Annotated in this window: 17 protein-coding genes; 16 read left to right on the top strand and 1 reads right to left on the bottom strand. The window is 55.1% G+C overall.

Annotation, left to right across the window (positions count from 1 at the left end; all coding sequences use genetic code 11):
• Positions 1-6 precede the first annotated feature (6 nt).
• Both ABVS15_RS10205 and ABVS15_RS10200 read left to right on the top strand, forming a co-directional pair.
• Complete coding sequence (locus ABVS15_RS10205; protein ID WP_018213988.1) at positions 7-396, top strand: VOC family protein; 390 nt, start codon at positions 7-9, stop codon at positions 394-396.
• A 48-nt stretch (positions 397-444) separates the two neighbouring features.
• Positions 445-864 carry a pyridoxamine 5'-phosphate oxidase family protein gene (locus tag ABVS15_RS10200; RefSeq protein ID WP_018213987.1) on the top strand — a complete coding sequence of 140 codons (420 nt, stop codon included), beginning with the start codon at positions 445-447 and terminating at the stop codon, positions 862-864.
• A gap of 158 nt (positions 865-1,022) precedes the next feature.
• Here ABVS15_RS10200 and ABVS15_RS10195 read toward each other — a convergent pair whose 3' ends face one another.
• Positions 1,023-1,190 carry a hypothetical protein gene (locus ABVS15_RS10195; protein WP_018213986.1) on the bottom strand — a complete coding sequence of 56 codons (168 nt, stop codon included), beginning with the start codon at positions 1,188-1,190 and terminating at the stop codon, positions 1,023-1,025.
• A 200-nt stretch (positions 1,191-1,390) separates the two neighbouring features.
• Between ABVS15_RS10195 and ABVS15_RS10190 the strand changes: the two genes are divergently transcribed.
• From ABVS15_RS10190 to mobP3, 14 genes are all read left to right on the top strand, one after another.
• Positions 1,391-2,296 (top strand): conjugal transfer protein TrbL family protein, encoded by a 906-nt coding sequence (locus ABVS15_RS10190; RefSeq protein WP_018213985.1) that lies wholly within the window; start codon positions 1,391-1,393, stop codon positions 2,294-2,296.
• A 19-nt stretch (positions 2,297-2,315) separates the two neighbouring features.
• On the top strand, positions 2,316-2,699 hold the full coding sequence (locus ABVS15_RS10185) for a DUF4406 domain-containing protein (protein ID WP_018213984.1): 384 nt from the start codon (positions 2,316-2,318) through the stop codon (positions 2,697-2,699).
• Positions 2,699-5,095: a DNA cytosine methyltransferase gene (locus tag ABVS15_RS10180; RefSeq protein ID WP_074432651.1), complete on the top strand. Its 2,397-nt coding sequence runs from the start codon at positions 2,699-2,701 to the stop codon at positions 5,093-5,095. Before ABVS15_RS10185 ends, ABVS15_RS10180 begins: the two co-directional genes overlap by 1 nt.
• A complete protein-coding gene (locus ABVS15_RS10175) occupies positions 5,071-5,328 on the top strand; it encodes a hypothetical protein (protein WP_018213977.1) in 258 nt (85 codons plus the stop codon). Before ABVS15_RS10180 ends, ABVS15_RS10175 begins: the two co-directional genes overlap by 25 nt.
• Before the next feature lie 2 nt (positions 5,329-5,330).
• Positions 5,331-5,918, top strand: a complete 588-nt coding sequence (locus ABVS15_RS10170) for a hypothetical protein (RefSeq protein WP_020493352.1) — start codon at positions 5,331-5,333, stop codon at positions 5,916-5,918.
• A 61-nt stretch (positions 5,919-5,979) separates the two neighbouring features.
• Positions 5,980-7,743, top strand: a complete 1,764-nt coding sequence (locus tag ABVS15_RS10165) for a DUF87 domain-containing protein (RefSeq protein ID WP_207729943.1) — start codon at positions 5,980-5,982, stop codon at positions 7,741-7,743.
• 19 nt (positions 7,744-7,762) lie between these two features.
• On the top strand, positions 7,763-8,242 hold the full coding sequence (locus ABVS15_RS10160) for a hypothetical protein (protein WP_018213974.1): 480 nt from the start codon (positions 7,763-7,765) through the stop codon (positions 8,240-8,242).
• A gap of 13 nt (positions 8,243-8,255) precedes the next feature.
• Entirely contained in the window at positions 8,256-9,293 is a 1,038-nt protein-coding gene (locus ABVS15_RS10155; protein WP_018213973.1) for an amidoligase family protein, read from the top strand.
• Positions 9,294-9,305: 12 nt separating this feature from the next.
• Entirely contained in the window at positions 9,306-9,809 is a 504-nt protein-coding gene (locus ABVS15_RS10150; protein WP_018213972.1) for a gamma-glutamylcyclotransferase family protein, read from the top strand.
• Between the two features lie 22 nt (positions 9,810-9,831).
• Positions 9,832-11,322, top strand: coding sequence for a peptidoglycan DD-metalloendopeptidase family protein (locus tag ABVS15_RS10145; protein WP_341547732.1), 1,491 nt, complete (start codon positions 9,832-9,834; stop codon positions 11,320-11,322).
• Between the two features lie 24 nt (positions 11,323-11,346).
• The gene (locus ABVS15_RS10140) at positions 11,347-11,721 is read left to right on the top strand and encodes a DUF3846 domain-containing protein (protein ID WP_018213970.1); all 375 of its coding nucleotides are present in this window, start codon (positions 11,347-11,349) and stop codon (positions 11,719-11,721) included.
• A gap of 14 nt (positions 11,722-11,735) precedes the next feature.
• A complete protein-coding gene (locus tag ABVS15_RS10135; RefSeq protein ID WP_018213969.1) occupies positions 11,736-12,002 on the top strand; it encodes a DUF6103 family protein in 267 nt (88 codons plus the stop codon).
• Positions 12,003-12,382: 380 nt separating this feature from the next.
• Positions 12,383-12,799 (top strand): hypothetical protein, encoded by a 417-nt coding sequence (locus ABVS15_RS10130; protein WP_369283607.1) that lies wholly within the window; start codon positions 12,383-12,385, stop codon positions 12,797-12,799.
• Entirely contained in the window at positions 12,799-15,684 is a 2,886-nt protein-coding gene (mobP3, locus tag ABVS15_RS10125; RefSeq protein WP_369283606.1) for a MobP3 family relaxase, read from the top strand. The genes ABVS15_RS10130 and mobP3 overlap by 1 nt, the downstream gene beginning before the upstream one ends.
• Positions 15,685-15,742: the final 58 nt, after the last annotated feature.

Genomic DNA, 15,742 nt, shown 5'->3' with positions numbered 1-15,742 from the left:
AAACGTATGAAATTAGAAGGCTTCGGAATTTTCGTGAAAGATATGCCGACTATGGTGCGTTTTTACCGTGATGTTCTTGGGTTTGAAATCAAGGAGGAAGAAGATTCCAGCAATGTCTATCTGGTGAAAGATGGCACTTTGTTTTTACTTTATCGCAGAACAGATTTTGAGCAGATGGCAAAAAGGTCGTTTTCTTATGCGAATGGCATCCATGGCCATTATGAAATTGCGATGGGTGTAGAAAACTATGCCGCAGTAGATGATACCTTTAAGCGGGTTGTGTCAAACGGTGCCGTGCCGGTCTTAGAACCTACAACAGAGCCGTGGGGACAGCGGACTTGCTATGTTGCAGATCCAGAGGGCAACTTAATTGAAATTGGTTCCTTTACCAAATAAGCAGCTACACAATTGCCTATGCCTAAAAAGAAGGAGACGAAATAACAAATGGATTATAGAAAAGAATTTGAGCGCATGATGCAAACACAAACAGCCATGGCGCTGGCTACAGCGGCAGACGGAGCGCCCAATGTACGCATCGTCAATTTTTATTATGATGCAGAGACGAAAGCCCTGTATTTCTCCACCTTTAGCGACAACCAAAAGGTTGCGGAGTTTGAGAAAAATCCTCATGCTGCATTCACAACGATTCCGGAAAGTGGAGAAGAACACGTTCGGGTCAGGAATGGGATTGTTCGGAAAAGCTCTGTTTCGGTGGAAGCCATCAAGGATCAGTTTCTATTGAAGCTGCCGGAATACATTATGAGCATCCCTGATGTACTTCCTGCGCTTATCCTGTTCGAAATCACCTTTGACCAAGCGGATGTGGTCATTGACTTTGAACACATGGAAACGATTGCGGTATAGTCTGAAACCCCTGTCGGCAGCGAGTTGCAACTATTCTCCAAGGCGCACTGTGAATGAACCCACGGTGTGCCTTTTTTATTTCCCCCAAAAGACGTTTGCAGCAGCAAAACAAGGAGGGCGGCAGAACCGCTCTCCTTGCTTTTTGTAAACGGGCTATGCTATTTATCGTTGCCGTCGGGCTCTGAATCTCTTTTGAGTTCCACAATAACGCCGTCATCACCGGAGATAAAAAGCTCCTCCGTCTTTTGCTGCGCACGCTGAAGCAGCGAGATGGCATCCGTCACATCGTTAAACAGCGAATCATACATTTTTTTGTAATCTGCCACACAATAGACCTCCTTTTCCTTATTTCGGCGGCCACCGTTGTGTGGTATTGAAGCTCTGACCGGACGGATTGTCAAGTCGTTTCTGAAGTTTTCTAAATGTTAGCACCCTGTCAGAAATCCGTTCAGACAGATATGCAGGCACACCGCATTTTATTGCATGGTGTGCCTTTTTTATTTCCACAGAAAGGGGTGAGAATCCAATGTTCATATGGGACTTTGTCCTTGGAACCGTGATGGATCAGATCATCGAATGGCTCTACGGACAGGTGGTCGGTTTTCTGGCCGATTTTTTTGCACAGATGGGAAATATGGGCGTGGAGCTGTTCGAAATGAGCTGGGTGCAGTCCATCGTCCTGTTTTTTTCCTATCTGGCTTGGGCGCTGTATGGAACCGGGCTGGTGGTGTCGGCGTTTGAAACCGGCATCGAGTACCAGCACGGCCGGGGCAGCATCAAGGACACCGCCTTAAACGCCATTAAGGGCTTTATGGCGGTGTCCCTTTTTACCATCGTGCCGGTGGAGCTGTTCAAGCTCTCGGTCAATCTCCAGAGCAGCCTCACGGCGGGGATCACCGGCTATGGAACCAGCTTTGGCGACCTTGCCGGGAACATCATTTCCGAGCTTGGCAGCTCACCGGATATGGTTGGCGCCATGGGCTCCGGCGTGTTCGGAGGGCTGGCTGTCATTACAAGCCCCATCCTGCTGCTCTTTATGATCATCATGATGGGGTACGCGGTCATTAAGGTGTTCTTTGCCAACCTGAAGCGCGGCGGCATCCTGCTCATACAGATTGCCGTGGGCAGCCTGTATATGTTTTCCGTTCCCCGCGGCTACATCGACGGTTTTACACAGTGGTGCAAGCAGATCATCGGTCTGTGCCTCACCACATTTTTGCAGGCAACCATCCTTGCGGCGGGGCTTATGGTGCTGCGAACCCACGCTCTGCTGGGGCTTGGTCTGATGCTGGCCGCAGGAGAAGTACCGCGAATTGCCGGAGCCTTCGGGCTGGATACCAGTACAAAGGCCAACGTGATGAGCGCCGTGTATACCGCACAGGCTGCCGTCAACACCACCCGCACCATCGTACAGGCGGTAGCGCCGAAATAAGCACAGAAAGGAAAAGCCTATGAAATTAATCTATGTGGCGTCCCCTTATGCCGGGGACATCGAACAGAACACCGCATTTGCCAGGAAAGCGTGCCGCCATGTGATGAACGAGGGGCACGCTTTTTTTGCGCCCCATCTGTTATATCCGCAGCTCCTTGATGATTCCAATCCGCAGGAGCGTCAGGCGGGTCTGGATATGGGACTTGCCATGCTGCCCCGCTGTGACGAGTTGTGGTGCTACGGCGACCGCATCTCCTATGGAATGCACCTTGAAATCGAGGAAGCGGTCAGAATCGGAATCCCGGTTCGCCGGGTGATGGAACAGGAAAACGGCTTTGCCATCGGCAGAGCCAAAGGCACCGAACCGGCCGAAGCTCCCCAGCAGGCGATGAGGATGGCCTGATGATGACGATGGGGAGCCTCTTCGATGGGATCGGAGGTTTTCCATTGGCGGCTATCCGCAACGGTATCACTCCCGTATGGGCCAGTGAAATCGAAGCCTTTCCCATTGAAGTGACGAAAATCCGATTCCCCGAAATGCTCCATGTCGGGGATATTACAAAGCTGGACGGAGCGAAATTGCCGCCTGTGGACGTCATTTGCGGCGGCAGCCCGTGTCAAGATTTATCGGTCGCTGGCCAGCGCCGGGGCTTGGCGGGTGAGCGTTCCGGCCTGTTTATGGAGCAGACACGCATTGCGAAGGAGATGAGAAAATCCGATGAGCAACGAAACGTACCAGCTCACCTTGTTCGACCTCGATACCTCGTTTGGGAGAATGTCCCCGGAGCCTTCAGCTCCGCAGAGGGGGAGGACTTCCGGGCGGTCATTGAGGAGATCGTCCGCATTAAGTACAGTGCCTGTGATGTGCCTCGACCTGAGTCCGGGCGCTGGGAATCTGCTGGGGCTGTCCTTTTGGGAAATGAATTCAGCCTGGCTTGGAGAGTCATGGACGCTCAATTCTGGGGAGTCGCCCAGCGCCGCCGTCGCATCTTCCTTGTCGCAGATTTTGGAGGCACGACCGCACCCGAAATACTATTTAAGCAAGACAGCCTGTTTGGGGATATTGCGCAGAGCGGAGGCCCGCGGCAAGGAGCTGCCGCCCCAGCTCAGGGACGCACTGATGATACAGGCGGGGCTTGCCTGACCCCATGGGATGTACAGAGCCGCCGCATTTTTGAAGAAACCGGAACATGGCCCGCCCTCTATAGTGGTGAAGGCGGTGGGCACGGATATATTCAGACAGAAGAAAGAATACCCATTGCTTTCGCCGCCAACCAACGTGATGAAGTGCGGGATTTGCACGATATTGCAGGGGCAGTACAGGCTCAGCCGGGGATGAAACAGCAGACCTTTGTGGCAGAACCGCTGTTGTGCTTAAACGATCAGGGCGGCGAACGGATGGATGTCACCGAGGATGTGGCGTCCACGCTGCGCGCCGGTATGGGCGGGCATCCTCCCCTTGTATCTCAGCCAAACTGTCTGAACGGCTGGGATACCCAGCAAAGCCGTGTGTTCACGCCGGAGGGTGTGGCGCCGACTCTTGCCGGTGCGGACGGCGGCGGGGGAAGAAACCCGGCAGGGCTTCTGTTTGCGGCAGGCGTTGTCAGCAAGGGTGACGGCGACTGCTTTCTCTCACCGGAGGTACACACCTCTATTACCGGCGGCGGTGGGCAGGCCGGACAGGGCTATCCCTGTGTGCTTACCGCGGGCTTCTGCGGAAATGCCAGCGCCGATGCGAGAGGAATCGGCTATCAGGCGGAGTGCTCACCCACCATTAAAACCGGCACGGCCCCATCGGTACTGTGCCTCAACGATCAGGGCGGCAGTCAGATGCACTGTACCGAGGATATCACCGGCACCCTCCGCGCACAGGAGCATGGACACCAGCCGCTGGTGTTTGACAACCACGCACAAGATTCCCGCTTTACCGGACCGGTGGATGTGTCGCAGACAGTATCCGCAGGCTTCGGGCAGGGCGGGAACAATCAGCCGCTGGTCATGGCGACCCAGCAGGGCGGCGCTGAAATTGGCGAGGGCATCTGCCCGACCATTACGGCAAGTGCCGGGATGAGTGGCAATAATCAGCCGGTATTATTTGAAAATCACGGCATTGACAGCCGCTACACCGGCCCCCATGCAGTAGCGCCCACCATGTCCGCCCGGATGGGAACAGGCGGCAATAATGTTCCGCTGGTGGGCAGTGCCGTTGCCTTTTCGCTGGATTCCAAGGAATCCAACAGCATGAAATCAGCAAATCCCCATTCGGGATGCCGGGAAACGGAGGTTGCCAGAACCATTGACACAACCAGCCCCGATCCCAGCAAGAACCAAGGCGGCATTGCTATTTTGCAGGAAACCATCTGCATTGCCGGAAACACCATCGACCGGGAGCCGGAAAACGGCGGCAACGGCCTCGGCTGTCAGCCGGACATCAGCTACACCATTACAACCAGCGACCGGCACGCAGTGTGTGAGCCATACCAAGAGGTGGTGGGCGCGCTTTGCCGTGGAGATGAGAAAGGCATCGGCAGCCAGTATGTCAGTCAGAACAAATGCATTGTGGAAAGGCGCAACCTCATCCGCAGGCTTACCCCTCTGGAATGTGAACGGCTCCAAGGTTTTCCCGATGGCTGGACGCTAATTCCGGGGGCATCTGACAGCGCCCGGTATAAAGCTCTTGGAAATAGTGTGGCGATACCCTGCGTGGACTTTGTCCTCCGAGGCATCGCTTATTTTTTACGAAAAATCTATGAGGAACAGGAGGGATCACCCCGATGTACATCTACCCCGACAACTTAAAATCAAAGGCGACCCTGTGGCTGTGGGATCTGCGGGACATCGGAATCATCGGCATCGAATGCCTGATTTCTGTCTTTGCCCTCTCCCGGCTGGGCTGGCTGCCGCCCATTGTTCTGACGGCGGTCTATGCCTTTTTATCCATCCGCTTCGAGGATGTGAGCATCCTTGACTTTATCCGCTACGCCGTCGCTTTCTTCTTTGGCAAGCAGCAGACCTACGAATGGAGGGGATGAATATGAACAGAAAAAAGAAACAGGAGGCCAGAGAAAAAGCCTCCACCCGCCAGCTCATGGGCATTGATGGCATCACCGCCCACAGCCTTGTAACGCCCCACGGTGAGCTGGTGTTTTTTATGATTAAACCGACCAATATCAGTGTTTTGTCTGAGAGCAGCGTGGGGGCAAGAATCTACGCTCTTATGAATGTTCTCAAGGGCATTGCTGAAATTGAAATGCTGTGCCTGAACAGCCGGGAAAACTTCGAGGACAATAAGAGTTATCTCAAAGCAAGAATGGATGCCGAGCAGAATCCTGTCATCCGAAAACTGCTGGCACAGGATCAGACCGCCCTTGACCGTATGCAGGTGCAGATGGCAACGGCAAGGGAATTTCTAATCATCATCCGGCTGAGAAATGAAAAGGAACGCGATGTTCAGCCCTACCTCTCCCGCATCGAAAAGAGCCTTAAGGATCAGGGCTTCACGGTGCGCAAGGCGGGTGAATCGGACATCAAGCGCCTGCTGGGTGTCTATTATGAGCAGAATGTCACAACGGAACAATACGAGGATTATGACGGAGAAAGGTGGGTGATTTTCGGTGAGTAAAAACAGAAAAAGAGAAAAATCAGTGCCGCAGGAGGATGCAAAAATCAAGGATTTCCTTGACATGATCGCTCCGGGCATCATCAAATTCAACACCGACCACTTCATATGCGGCAACACCTACCGCTGTGTGTGGGTGCTGCGGGAATATCCCACAGCTACCGAGGAACAGGCCATCCTGCGCCACCTCGGAGAAAAGGACGGCGTGACCCTGCGCATCTACACCCGTCAGGTAACGGCGGCCGAGGAAAAGAAGATCATCCACAATGCCGCCAACAAAAATCGCATGGATAAGAGCAGTACCAACGATCTCCAGCAGACCGTCACCGCCGAAAGCAATCTGCAGGATGTAGTGACGCTGGTCTCCTCCATGCACCGGAATCGGGAGCCGCTTCTGCACTGCGCTGTTTTTATCGAGCTGACCGCTCACGATTCCGATGCGCTGAAGCTGCTCCAGACCGATGTGCTCACCGAGCTGGTGCGCTCCAAGCTCAATGTGGACCGGCTCATGCTGCGCCAGCGGGAGGGTTTTCTCGCCGTAGGCCCCGCTGGCTGGAATGTGTTCGCCAGCCAGTTTGAACGGGTGCTGCCCGCAAGCTCCGTGGCAAACCTCTATCCTTTCAACTACAGCGGTAAGACCGACCCTCACGGCTTTTACCTCGGCAGGGATAAGTTCGGCTCCAATATCATTGCGGATTTTGACAAGCGCGACGATGACAAAACCAACGCCAATGTCCTGATACTCGGTAACTCCGGCCAAGGCAAGAGCTACCTGTTAAAGCTCATTCTCTGCAATATCCTCGAATCGGGCAAGTCGGTTCTGTGCCTTGATCCAGAGCACGAATATGTGGAGCTGGCGGAAAACCTCGGCGGCTGTTTCATTGATCTCATGTCGGGCCGGTACCGGATCAACCCGCTGGAGCCGAAAACATGGGACGAGGGCGGCAGCCCGGAGGACACCGACGCGCCCCAGGCGTTCCGCCAGTCCACCAAGCTCAGTCAGCACATCAGCTTTCTCAAGGATTTCTTCCGGTGCTACAAAGATTTTTCCGACCGCCACATTGACGCCATTGAAATCATGCTGGGCAAGCTGTACGAACAGTTCGGAATCAGCGACCGCACCGATTTCAAGAGCCTTGCCGCCACGGACTACCCCATTTTGTCCGACCTCTATGCCCTGATTGAAGCCGAGTACAAGGGCTACGACAAAACCAAATACCAGCTCTACCCGCCGGAGCTTTTGCAGGAAATCCTGCTGGGGCTTCACTCCATGTGCATGGGCGCGGAAAGTCAGTTTTTCAACGGCCACACCAACGTAACCTCCGACCGCTTTATTGTGTTCGGAGTAAAAGGCTTGCTCCAGGCCAGTCGGAACGTGAAAAACGCCCTGCTGTTCAATGTTCTGTCCTTCATGAGCGACAAGCTTCTGACCGAGGGGAACACCGCCGCCTCCATTGACGAGTTGTATCTGTTCCTCACGAACCTGACAGCCATTGAATACATCCGCAATTTCATGAAGCGTGTGCGCAAGAAGGAATCGGCGGTTATTCTTTCGTCACAGAACTTGGAGGACTTCAATATTGAGCACATCCGCGAATTGACCAAGCCGCTGTTTTCCATTCCGTCTCATGCGTTTCTGTTCAACGCAGGCAACATCGACAAGCGGTTCTATATCGACTCCCTCCAGCTGGAAGAAAGCGAATACAACCTGATCCGCTTTCCCCAGCGCGGTGTCTGCCTCTACAAATGCGGCATTGAGCGGTATAACCTCGCGGTTCACGCTCCGGCATATAAGGAGAAATTGTTCGGAACGGCGGGCGGCAGATAACATGGAAAGGAGAAAAATCATGAACAGACTGCAACAGCAGAAAGAAAACAAATCAGGACTCCTCGAAGATATGCTGTCCTTCATCCGCTACACACCCAATCGGGAGGCGGATCTTTTAGCGTTTATGGAGAAATACCAGAAAGCGGATTGCGACGAGCGCCCCGCCATTTTGGAGCAGCTCCGGTGCTGCATGGATGGCAAGGAATACCCCGATCCCTACGCCGGGAGCTACCACTATACCCCGGAGGATGTGTCTGTCATGGGGCAGATTCTGGATGACTACATTGACGACCTCACCTTGGCGCAGGGTGATCCCGCCGCCGTTTCAGAGTGTGTGCGGGATACGGTGCTGAAAATCAATGCGCTCAACGAGGAATGCGGGCGGTATCTCATTGATACCTGGCGCAGGGAACGGCTGTGCGGCTTCATCAACTCTGCGGCGGAGCTGGCGGGGCTGTCTCAGGAAAAAGACCTGACCCTGCAGCACAGGATATGGTAAAGGCGGTGAGTAAATGGAGATACAGGGTCAGGATTTCGGGATTGAAATTGAAATGACCGGGCTTACCAGAAGCCGCGCTGCCGAGGTCATTGCCGAATATTTCGGCACCACAAAAGAATATGAGGGCAGCTTCTATGACACCTATTTCGCAAGGGATACCACCGGCCGCAAATGGAAGGTCATGAGCGACGGCAGTCTGGACTGCCAGCGGAAGGAGGGCCGCAGGAAGGTCAGCGCCGACCGGAACTACAGCGTGGAGCTGGTCAGCCCCATCTGCCAGTACGGGGATATCGAAACGGTGCAGGAGCTGATCCGCAGGCTCCGGGAGGCCGGTGCGTTTGTGAATTCCTCCTGTGGCATCCACATTCATATCAATGCCGCGCCCTTTGACGCACCCCACCTCCGTAATCTGGTCAACATCATGGCGGCCAAGGAGGATATGATTTACAAGGCGCTGAAGGTCTCGCGTGGGAGGGAAAGCCACTACTGCCAGAAGATTGACCCCGCTTTTTTAGAGCGGCTCAACCGGCAGAAGCCCGCCACCCTCGACCGGCTGAAAAGCCTCTGGTATAACGGCGGGGACGGCAGCCGGGAGCATTACCACCATAGCCGCTACCACTGCCTGAATCTGCACAGTGTGTTCCAAAAGGGTACGGTGGAATTCCGGGCGTTCAACGGAGAGCTGCACGCCGGAAAAATCAAGGCGTACATCCAGTTCTGTCTTGCCATGACCGCGCAGGCGCTCAACCAGCGGTCGGCAAGTCCTACGAAAACACAGTCCAGCAATGAAAAATATACTTTCCGTGTTTGGCTTCTGCGCCTCGGTATGATCGGGGACGAGTTTAAAACCGCCCGTAAGCATCTGCTGGATCATCTGGAGGGCTGCATCGCGTGGAAAGACCCGGCACAGGCCCAAAGGCAAAAGGAACGGCTGCGTCAGAAGCGGGAGGCGGAGCGTCAGCAGACACAGGCTCCCCCGGAAGAAGCGGTGCCGGAACCTATTATGGAAGCGGAGGACGAGCAGTCCCCCGCTTTTACTATGTCCATGTAGAAGGGAGAACGTATGAAAAGCAAACTGTATATCGCCTATGGCAGCAATCTTAATCTGCCGCAGATGGCGCACCGGTGCCCATCCGCCAAGGTGGTGGGGGCATCCGAAATCAAGGATTATGCCCTTGTGTTCCGGGGCGGCCGAAACGGAGCCGTTGCCACCATTGAGCCCTGCGAGGGTTCCTCCGTCCCTGTTTTGCTGTGGAAGATCACGCCGAAGGATGAAGCGGCGCTGGATGTTTATGAGGGCTTTCCCCGGTTCTATGACAAGGAACTGATGGAACTGCCACTGGATGGACAGTCGGTGTCCGCCATGGTCTATGTGATGACGCCGGGGCATCGCTTGGGGTATCCCTCGGACTATTACTACAACACCATCCGTGAGGGCTACAAAACCGCGGGCTTTGACACCGCTGTTCTGGAGCAGGCGGTGGACTATACCGAGCAGCTCATGGCAAGTGAGCCGGAGCCGGAACAGCAGAGTCTATTCGGCTTTGGCGGTCTGAAATGGTGGTGACGGCATGGCAGATCCCGCAACCATCGCAGCTGTTGTAAAAGCCGCCGCTACCGCGCTCTCGGATGAACGCACCCGGAAAACCATCTGCTGGATCATTGCCGCCGTCCTGTCCCCGCTGATTTTGGTCGTCGTGCTGGTCTGCTCCTTGCTTTCCGGCACCACAAACCACAACAACACCGCCGTGGAGCTGTGCTTTCACGGCGGTGTCATTCCGGCGAGTATGCCTGCGGAGTACCGGGAATACATCGGGGATATGCGCCAGAGCTTCACCCTCATAGACAATGCCATCGATAACGTGAACGCAGAGATGGAGGACGGCGACAGCCTTGACAATTACCGGGTCAAGGCAATTTTTTATTCTCTGTTCTTCGGCGCAGCGTCCCCCTCCCGACTGGAACACCGGCGCTATGTGGACTGCTTTGTGACGTATGAGGAACGCACCCGCACCGTGGAGAACGGCGACGGCACCACCTCGGAAGAAACCTATACCGTAGCCGTACCCATCACCTCTCTGCCCGCTGTCTACAACAACATCCGCGCGCTGTTCGGCAGAGCCGTCACTTATGAGGATCAGGCCAACGCCAATGAAATCTATTACCGCGCCCGATATGGCACCGGCGCGCCCATGGAAGATGACAATTCCGGGCTGTGGGAGGACTGGACGCCGGATCAGATGGACGGTTTTTATTCCGATTTGCCTGTCGGAGAAGCGGGTGCACAGGCTGTCCGGCTGGGGCTTTCCCGCCTTGGAGACCCGTATTCGCAGGAGCTTCGAGGACAGGGCAGCTACACCGACTGCAGCTATCTTGTACAGTGGGTGTACAAAAAGCTGGGGGTAAATCTGCCTGGCACGGCTGCGGCGCAGGGCAAATACTGCGTGGACAACGGGCTGACGATTCCAAAATCCAGCCTTGCTCCCGGAGATTTGGTGTTCTGGAGCCACAAGCCCAACGACCGCTTCATGAACATTACCCACGTTGGCATCTACGCCGGGGACGGCAAGGTGGTGGACGCATCCTCCTCGAAAGGACAGGTCGTCTACCGGGATTTGTTCGATTCCGGCAAGCAGGTGCTGTACGCAAGACCCTACGCGGAAGCGCCGGAAGCCTCCGCCTCCGGCTTGATTTCTCCGCTGGGTAAGAACTGGCGCTCCATGGTGACCTCTGAATTCGGCGGCAGGACGGACCCGCTCACCGGCGAGTGGGCGGGGCATTCCGGTATTGATCTCGGCGCATCGAAAGGCACCTCCATCCGTGCGGCACAGGCGGGAACAGTGAAAACCGTAGTCTATGGCAGCACCGGCTACGGCTATTATCTCACCATTGACCACGGCGGCGGGCTGGTCACCTTATACGGTCACTGCTCTGAGATTCTCGTCCGTGAGGGGCAAACCGTGAAAGCCGGGGAAACCGTTGCCAAGGTGGGTTCCACCGGGCGCAGCACCGGAAACCATCTGCACTTTGAGGTGCGGGTGAACGGTGTGAAGCAAAATCCGAGAAATTATCTACCATAAATTTAAGAAGGAAGGGCTGATTTTATGCGTGAGAACAAGATTAAGGTACTCAAAATTGAGCCGGGGCAGGCGCCCCATGTCAAGGAAATTCAAAATGACCTTGCCAGCCTGCAGGCGGAGGTGGGCGGCCTGATTGAATGCATCAGCTTTCCCAACGGCTGCGTTGCCGTCTGCAATGAGGAAGGCAAAATAAACGGAATGCCGCCCAACAGGCGGCTGGGCGCGGACATTATCTGCGGTCCGTTTTTTGTCTGCGACACCACCTATGACGGCAACTTTACCTCGCTCGGCAAGAGTAAGGTCGCGGAATACAGCCAGCTTTTTGCTGACATTCCCGAATTCACCGGGCAGGAACCGGAGCTGGAACCCGGCTTCACCTTTATGGGATTTCGATTTTAAGGAGGACACTCAGCATGAAAAAAGAAAGCATTACCGTGCAAATGGACGGCGAAAAGCTCCGTGCGGTGAAACGCTACATGGAGAAAAAGGATGCGGATCTCACACAGGAGCTCTGCGATTCCTTGCAGAAGCTCTATGAAAAATACGTTCCGTCTTCCGTCCGGGAATATATTGACGAGGGCTGCGAGGATGCTCCCGCCACCGCTTCGCCCAAAAAGCAAAAAGAAAAAGAGAAATCTGCTCCTGCCGCTGATGGCACACAGGACAGGGCGGCACATTAAGGCGCATGCCCGTCCCCCAGCGTTGCCCCCTGTTCGCCCCTGTGTGCCGCTTTGACAGGCGGTGTGGCATCCATGCACCCATCCCACTCTAAACGGCAACGTGAGGGCTTTGTGCGAGCGTTGGGAAAAGGCTCTCTGCACCCCAAATCCAGCAGTCTCCACGGTCGAAAAAAGAGCAGGATAAAGGCGGGTGGTCGCAAGCGACCGCCCGCCGCCCACTTCGCCCAGCAGTGCTGGGCGTTTTTCGCACCTTCCCATGAGGTGGTCGGATTGGGACTTTGGCACGGTCAGGGTGGTCGAAAACTGCAAAAACACAGGGAAACAAAGGAATTCACACGGTCACCTCGCAGGTGTACACCCACAAAAATGGAGGTTTTACCATGAAAAACAACAAGGAACGAACGGCGGTCTGGCTGTATCCAGAAACCATGGAACGGCTGGACGGCTGGCTGATACAAGATAACTGCAAGAGCCGCAGCGAGTTTATCGAAAAGGCGCTCTGCTTTTACATGGGCTACCTTGGAACGGAGGACACCTCCTCCTATCTTTCCAAGGCCCTGCTTTCCTCCATGGAGGGAACACTACAGAAAACTGAGAACCGGGTGGCAAGCAATCTGTTTCGCCTCTCGGTTGAAATCAGCATGATGATGCATCTCTTAGCAGCCACGCTGGAGGTTACCGACGAGGAACTGCACCGGCTTCGCGGCCGCTGCGTTGCCGAGGTAAAAAAGACCAAAGGAAAAATCCGGCTGGACGATGCGGTGGAGTTCCAAAGCGGCGCCGAGGCTGAAGAATAATGGCGCGGATCATTCTAAAGTGCCCCTACCTCAAGGGCGGGGAAAAAACCGCCGCCCATTTAAATAACCTCGTCAAATACATTGCCACCCGTGATGGTGTGGAAAAAACGGAGAGCGCCCACAGGCTCTGGCATTCCACCAAAAAGCAACAGGAGCTGATCGCGCAGATACTCCGGGAGTTTCCTGATACTAAGGATTTATTTGAATACGAGAATTACTGTGAGAATTCCAACCGGGGAAACGCTTCGGAGTTTATCTCCATTGCGTTGGAACAGAATCTTGATCAAATCAGCGGCAGGCAAAAATATCTGGACTACATTGCAAACCGCCCCCGCGTCGAAAAGCTTGACATCCACGGTTTATTCACAGCCGGGGATGCGCCGCTGGTCTTGTCACAGGTTGCGGAGGAAGTAGCCACCCACACCGGAAATGTATGGACGCCGATTATTTCCCTGCGCCGGGAGGATGCTGCTCGGCTGGGCTATGATAACGCCTGCGCATGGAAAGCTCTGCTTTCCTCCAAGGCGATGGAGCTGGCGGAGAATCTGAAAATCCACCCCGACCATCTGCAATGGTACGCGGCCTTTCACAATGAATCGCATCACCCGCATGTGCACATGATTTGCTACAGCACCGATCCAAGGGAGGGCTACCTTACCAAGCAGGGCATCCGTAAAATCAAATCCGCTCTGGCAAATGAAATTTTCCGACAGGAGCTGATTCCGCTCTACGGAGAAAAGTCCCAGCGGCGGGATGATCTGAAGCAGCAGGCCGCCGAAGCCATGGGGGCGCTGATCCGCCAGATGAAGGGCGGTGTTTTGGTCAGTGAACACATGGAGCAGCTTCTCACGCACCTTGCCGAACGGCTGCAAACGGTCAGCGGCAAAAAACAGTACGGCTACCTGAAAGCAGACCTGAAAAATATGGTGGACGAAATTGTAGATGAGCTTGCCAGGGACAGCCGCATTGCCGAAGCCTACCGTCTGTGGTGGGAGGTCAGGGGCAGAATCGAAGCGATCTACACCGAAACGTCCTCCGAGGCTCCGCCCCTTTCCCGCTGCGAGGATTTCAAGCCAATCCGCAATAGGGTCATTCAGGAGGCGTTGAACCTTGGCAGCGGTGTTATAACCTTTGAGGAACCGGTCTCTGTGGAAACTGCTCTGCCAGATGCCGAACTGGGTGCCGATGCACCCTCCATGGAGGCGACGCCGGAGAACGAACCCGCTGAACCGGAGGAGGATGCGTCTGAAACGCCGCCCGCTCCGTCCTTCCGCAGCGGGGAGAAATCCCCCACCTCATGGTGGACGGAGGAATACAAGCTGGCAAAACAGTATCTCCACGGCGATGAGGATGCCAATATTCCTCAGGATTTTGAGCAGGCGTTCGACTTGTTTCTTTTAGAAGCGGAAAATGATAATCCCCTTGCGCTCTATGATCTTGGCCGGATGACCGCCGACGGGCTTGGGTGCAAAGCGGATGCTGATGCCGCCTATGGCTGGTACGAAAAGGCACTTGCGGTGTTTCATGCCGCCGAGGAAGAAAAGCCGTGGAAGTATACCGAGTACCGCATCGGCAAAATGGTTGCCGCAGGGCTTGGCACAGAGCAGGACTATCTGCAGGCGGCGGACTGGCTCACCCTGTCCGCAAATGAAAAGTACAAATATGCGCAGTATTCCCTCGGCGGTCTGTATTACCACGGCAAGGGTGTGGAGCAAGATCATGAAATCGCCTTTTCCCTCTACACCCGTTCGGCAGACCAGAGCTTTCCCTATGCCAGCTTTGAGCTTGGTAAGATGCTGCGGGCCGGCATCGGCTGCGTAAAAAATCAGCCGGACGCTGACCGGCGTTTTCGGGAAGCCTTTCTCGGTTTCGTCTCGCTGGAGGAAAAAGGGCACGACGATAAGCTCCAGTACCGGCTGGGCTGGATGCTCTTGAACGGCGTGGGTACAGAAAAGAATGAAGCAAAAGCAAAGGAATTCTTTGAAAAGGCGGCGACGGTGGGAAATCCCTTTGCCTGCTACCAGCTTGCAAAGCTCATTCTCTCCGATGAAACAGCATCTCCATCAGAGGTGGAAAAGGCCCTCGGTTATCTCCGGCAGGCAGTGGAGGCTGAAAATCCCTATGCCGCATATTTTCTCGGCAAGCTCTATGAAAAGGGACAGCACGTCCCGCAGAACACGGTCGAGGCAGTACGGCTCTATACCCTGTCCGCAGAGCAGAACAACGACTTTGCTGCATACCGGCTGGGAAAGCTGCATCTTGGCGGCGAGGGCGTCCTGAAGGATGTGGAAGCCGCCATCCGCTGGCTGACCTTTGCCGCCGACCATAAGAATCCATTTGCCGAATATGCCCTCGGCGTCCTCTACCTTAAGGGCGAGGATGTTCCAAAAGACATTCCGAAAGCATTGGAATACCTGAAACACTCCGCCGCACAGGACAATCCGTTCGCAGCGTACCGGCTGGGCAAGGTTTATCTCATGGGCGGGGATGTGCCAAAGGATGTGCAGGCTGCTCTGCAATTCCTGACAGCCGCCGCCGAGCAAGGAAACCAGTACGCGCAATACACTCTCGGCAAGCTGCACCTGATGGGAAAAGATGTTCCGAGGGATAAAGAGTCCGCCGTTCGGTGGTTTACCCTGTCGGCGGCACAGGGCAATCTTTACGCGCAGTTTTTCCTTGACCATATGGACGAGTTCAAAGACCCCTCCGTCCTGCTGGCGGGCACGCGGCTCCTGCATCACATGAGCCGTGTGTTTGCAGACAATGCTCCGCCTCTGAAACCGCCCGGACAGCGCGCCGACCGCAAGCTCCTGCGCAGGCTCCGGGAGAAGAAGCAGGCGCAGGGTCATGCGCGGGACGACCACGAACAGACCATGTCACTCTAAAAACGATTGGAGGAACACCATGAAAAAGCAGAAAAAGAAAACCAGGCGGATGCCCATC

Source organism: Oscillibacter sp. GMB15532 (assembly GCF_041020825.1).
GTDB lineage: Bacteria > Bacillota > Clostridia > Oscillospirales > Oscillospiraceae > Oscillibacter.
Note: the sequence above shows the minus strand (reverse complement) of the source record. Positions and strands in the feature narration are given on the sequence as shown.

Excerpts from the sequence above, each read along its gene's own strand:
- ABVS15_RS10205 (WP_018213988.1), top strand. The coding sequence starts at position 7 with ATGAAATTAGAAGGCTTCGGAATTTTCGTGAAAGATATGCCGACTATG.
- ABVS15_RS10200 (WP_018213987.1), top strand. The coding sequence starts at position 445 with ATGGATTATAGAAAAGAATTTGAGCGCATGATGCAAACACAAACAGCC.
- ABVS15_RS10190 (WP_018213985.1), top strand. The coding sequence starts at position 1,391 with ATGTTCATATGGGACTTTGTCCTTGGAACCGTGATGGATCAGATCATC.
- ABVS15_RS10185 (WP_018213984.1), top strand. The coding sequence starts at position 2,316 with ATGAAATTAATCTATGTGGCGTCCCCTTATGCCGGGGACATCGAACAG.
- ABVS15_RS10180 (WP_074432651.1), top strand. The coding sequence starts at position 2,699 with ATGATGACGATGGGGAGCCTCTTCGATGGGATCGGAGGTTTTCCATTG.
- ABVS15_RS10175 (WP_018213977.1), top strand. The coding sequence starts at position 5,071 with ATGTACATCTACCCCGACAACTTAAAATCAAAGGCGACCCTGTGGCTG.
- ABVS15_RS10170 (WP_020493352.1), top strand. The coding sequence starts at position 5,331 with ATGAACAGAAAAAAGAAACAGGAGGCCAGAGAAAAAGCCTCCACCCGC.
- ABVS15_RS10165 (WP_207729943.1), top strand. The coding sequence starts at position 5,980 with ATGATCGCTCCGGGCATCATCAAATTCAACACCGACCACTTCATATGC.
- ABVS15_RS10160 (WP_018213974.1), top strand. The coding sequence starts at position 7,763 with ATGAACAGACTGCAACAGCAGAAAGAAAACAAATCAGGACTCCTCGAA.
- ABVS15_RS10155 (WP_018213973.1), top strand. The coding sequence starts at position 8,256 with ATGGAGATACAGGGTCAGGATTTCGGGATTGAAATTGAAATGACCGGG.
- ABVS15_RS10150 (WP_018213972.1), top strand. The coding sequence starts at position 9,306 with ATGAAAAGCAAACTGTATATCGCCTATGGCAGCAATCTTAATCTGCCG.
- ABVS15_RS10140 (WP_018213970.1), top strand. The coding sequence starts at position 11,347 with ATGCGTGAGAACAAGATTAAGGTACTCAAAATTGAGCCGGGGCAGGCG.
- ABVS15_RS10135 (WP_018213969.1), top strand. The coding sequence starts at position 11,736 with ATGAAAAAAGAAAGCATTACCGTGCAAATGGACGGCGAAAAGCTCCGT.
- ABVS15_RS10130 (WP_369283607.1), top strand. The coding sequence starts at position 12,383 with ATGAAAAACAACAAGGAACGAACGGCGGTCTGGCTGTATCCAGAAACC.
- mobP3 (WP_369283606.1), top strand. The coding sequence starts at position 12,799 with ATGGCGCGGATCATTCTAAAGTGCCCCTACCTCAAGGGCGGGGAAAAA.